The sequence below is a fragment of the Streptomyces otsuchiensis genome (genome assembly GCF_004305975.1).
In the GTDB taxonomy this organism is placed as follows: Bacteria; Actinomycetota; Actinomycetes; order Streptomycetales; family Streptomycetaceae; genus Streptomyces; species Streptomyces otsuchiensis.
Genome location: NZ_BHZI01000574.1, coordinates 1 through 726 on the forward strand (window position 1 = coordinate 1; position 726 = coordinate 726).

Sequence of the window (726 nt, forward strand, 5' to 3'; positions counted from 1 at the left end):
CGAGTGGCAGCGCGACTCCCCCCCCCCGCCTCTGAGACCGCCGCCCCACCCGGGCGGGTCCCCTCCGCCTCGGTCTACCTCCCCGGCTCCCCCTCCCCCTCCAGCAGCCCCGCGACCTCCGCCGGCGACCACCGCCCGGCCGCCCCGGGACAGGCCGCCAGATAGCGGCCGGCCCGCTGCGCGGTCCAGCCGTGCGCGGCGACCAGCCCCGCCGCCAGCTGCCGCAGATACACGGCGGACGGCGCGTTCCCGGGAACGTCGCGGTGGCCCCACGGGGCGGTGAAGGTCAGCACCGGAAGCCCGTCGACCTCCCCGGCCCGCACCAGCGTCTCGTACCGGCCGTCCCCCAGCCGCGCCCGCCCACGCGCCACCGCGCCGTCGATGTCCGGTGCCGGGCCCTCCCCCGGCGGGCAGTACATCTCCTGCGCCAACAGGTCCGCGAACTGCTCCCGCCCGAGCAGATACCCACGGGCGGCCACCTCCCCCGCCGCGTCCGGGTCGTAGAACGCCCGCCCGCCACCCCAGACCGGTGACTCCGTCGCGAAGTACACCAGCCCGGGCAGGGTCAGCGGCACCGTCCGCAGCGGCGGAGCCGGGTCCCGGAACCCCGGATAGACCCGCGCCCCGCCGGGGTGCGCACCACCCAGCCGGTACCGGTCGAACCGCTCCACGTGCAGGTTCGACCCGTACGCCGCGTACCACAACGAACCGCCCTCGGTCCCGCCC

1 protein-coding gene is annotated in these 726 nt (G+C 77.5%); it reads right to left on the reverse strand.

The window, feature by feature from the left end; all coding sequences use genetic code 11:
- Positions 1-74: 74 nt before the first annotated feature.
- Complete coding sequence (locus tag E0D90_RS25910; RefSeq protein ID WP_130800333.1) at positions 75-704, reverse strand: histone deacetylase; 630 nt, start codon at positions 702-704, stop codon at positions 75-77.
- Between the last annotated feature and the right edge of the window lie 22 nt (positions 705-726).